Origin of the sequence: Wolbachia endosymbiont of Drosophila bocki, from assembly GCF_028982005.1 — a bacterium.
Taxonomy (GTDB): Bacteria; Pseudomonadota; Alphaproteobacteria; order Rickettsiales; family Anaplasmataceae; genus Wolbachia; species Wolbachia pipientis.
The window spans coordinates 1-1,954 of sequence record NZ_JAPQLG010000186.1 but is presented as its reverse complement, the minus strand read 5'-3'; the positions used below and the strand labels follow the sequence as shown (position 1 = coordinate 1,954).

At 36.1% G+C, this 1,954-nt stretch carries 4 protein-coding genes; 1 reads left to right on the top strand and 3 read right to left on the bottom strand.

Translation table 11 applies throughout. The annotated features are described in order from the left end of the window. Window positions 1–343 precede the first annotated feature (343 nt). From fsa to OZD61_RS04450, 3 genes are read right to left on the bottom strand one after another with little or no spacing between them, the layout of a single operon-like run. The gene (gene fsa, locus OZD61_RS04460; RefSeq protein WP_155968460.1) at window positions 344–985 is read right to left on the bottom strand and encodes a fructose-6-phosphate aldolase; all 642 of its coding nucleotides are present in this window, start codon (window positions 983–985) and stop codon (window positions 344–346) included. A gap of 39 nt (window positions 986–1,024) precedes the next feature. Next, window positions 1,025–1,366: a hypothetical protein gene (locus tag OZD61_RS04455; RefSeq protein WP_065095098.1), complete on the bottom strand. Its 342-nt coding sequence runs from the start codon at window positions 1,364–1,366 to the stop codon at window positions 1,025–1,027. Next, a complete protein-coding gene (locus tag OZD61_RS04450) occupies window positions 1,347–1,532 on the bottom strand; it encodes a hypothetical protein (RefSeq protein ID WP_265042929.1) in 186 nt (61 codons plus the stop codon). The genes OZD61_RS04455 and OZD61_RS04450 overlap by 20 nt, the downstream gene beginning before the upstream one ends. Before the next feature lie 139 nt (window positions 1,533–1,671). Here OZD61_RS04450 and OZD61_RS04445 point away from each other — a divergent pair. Continuing rightward, window positions 1,672–1,954: transposase (locus tag OZD61_RS04445; RefSeq protein WP_274979865.1), on the top strand; the 283-nt coding region annotated here is incomplete at its 3' end.

The following is a 1,954-nucleotide window of genomic DNA, read 5'->3' as shown; positions in this document are numbered from 1 at the left end:
TTGCATAGATATACCTCTTTCTTAACTATGCTTATTTTACCTCATACTTTCGAGATCCTTAACAGGTTCTAAGAAACTGGTTCTTCTTTTTTTCTATAGCTTTAGGTTTACCTACAATTTGAAAAACAACAAATTCGTCATTCCGCTACTCGTTAGCGCCTCGGCGGTATGATGTAGGGAAACCTTTCTTGGGCTAGCTATAAAGTTAAAATTCGACCAGGGCAGCCGCAATAAGGTAGCAAACGCCATCATGTCTTTAGGAGAGTTTGCTAATGAAGGCTCTTAAGTTGACGCCATTGCCTGAACGGATACGCCAATTTTTATGTTCATTTGTAACCGTTTATTATTTTACACCCCAGTCTTTTTCAAATATTGCTAGCCCTTGGTCAGTAAGTGGGTGATTAATTAATTGTCTAAGTACTTTTGCTGGCACAGTAATTGAATCAGCACCAAGCCTTGCAGCTTCTATTACATGCGCTGGGCTTCTCACTGACGCAACAAGAACTTTAGTATCAAAACCGTAATTAGAATATATAGTACATATATCTTCTATTAGCGATAAGCCATCATAGCTTATATCATCAAGGCGACCAACAAAGGGGGAAATAAAACAAGCACCGACCTTAGCGGCAAGCAGTGCTTGTCCAGGAGAAAAACATAATGTGATGTTAACAGGTATTTTATGCTCTGTCCATAACTTTTTACAAGAAATTAATCCTTCATGTATAAGAGGCAATTTGATCACAACATTATCAGCAATTTTTGCTAAATTCAGACCTTCTGTGATCATCTCTTCATGGCTATCTGCAACAACTTCAACACTAACAGGCCCTTTTATAATAGAGCATATTTCACGCACTAAATCCTCGTATTTATCTTTACGCCCGGACTTTGCTATTAAAGAAGGATTAGTTGTTATGCCGTCAATGAACTCCTTTAGTTCTTTAATTTCATTTAAATCAACGCTATCAAGAAAAATTTCCATATTAATCTCCTATAAAAAAAATACCCTTGCAAAATCTTGTCATCCTACCGCTTGACTTACAACCGTATGAACTTCCTGCGTTGTAAACATCAAACGGCCGATAACACAACTGTACAAATATTGAGACATAAGAGTAATTTGTACCAAGAAAAAAGATGTCATCCCAGTGCCCAGACCCCTTAGACAATGTACCATCTTTTGATTTTGTCCATTCTGGGCGGGGTTTTCAAGTTCTTTGATCTTAAATACTACATCTACTTTATCAAGATCAATGTTGACTTCTTTTACTAATGTCCTAATAAGACTACGTTTGGCTTGCCAATCTAGGTCCGATTTAACACTAGAATAAAAGCCCTTTATGCTATTTGTAATAAGATTCATTTTCTGCCGTATTCCCTTTTACCTTTTTCTTCTCTCCTTTAATCTCTTTTAAACGTTCCTTCATTTTTTTTATTGCCTGCTTAAAGTCTTCCTTACTTATAGTTAGTGCATACTTTGTTGCCGTAAAAACTTCTGGTACCCAAACAGTTGTAATAAGTATACACAATCTTTGTCAACTATTTTCGGCACTGGTATATAAATCCAATTCTCTTCATCTGTACTATAAATAGAGTGACCTTACCCAGAAAAAGTGGAGAGAAAGAAAAGAGTTTTTTTGGGTAAAATAAAATTTTGGAGGATTAGAAATGGTAAGAGAATATACAGCAGAATTCAAATTGGAAGCTGTTAAACTGGCAAATGAACAAAGAAAGGCAGGTCAAACAATTACAAAAATAGCAAAGGATTTAGGAATAAAGGGTGGTTTATTAGGAAAATGGATAAAGAAACACAACGAAAAAAAGTCGGCAGCAGATGCATTTCCAGGTAGAGGTAACATGGCTCCTTACGACAAAGAGAGGTTTGATTTACAAAGCAAGAGTAACAAGGGAAAGAGACATTTAAAAAAAAGCCCTGGCCAGTCAAAAAGAG

Bases quoted from the DNA above. Each gene is read 5' to 3' on its own strand.
- OZD61_RS04455 (WP_065095098.1), bottom strand. From the start codon at position 1,366: ATGAATCTTATTACAAATAGCATAAAGGGCTTTTATTCTAGTGTTAAA.
- fsa (WP_155968460.1), bottom strand. From the start codon at position 985: ATGGAAATTTTTCTTGATAGCGTTGATTTAAATGAAATTAAAGAACTA.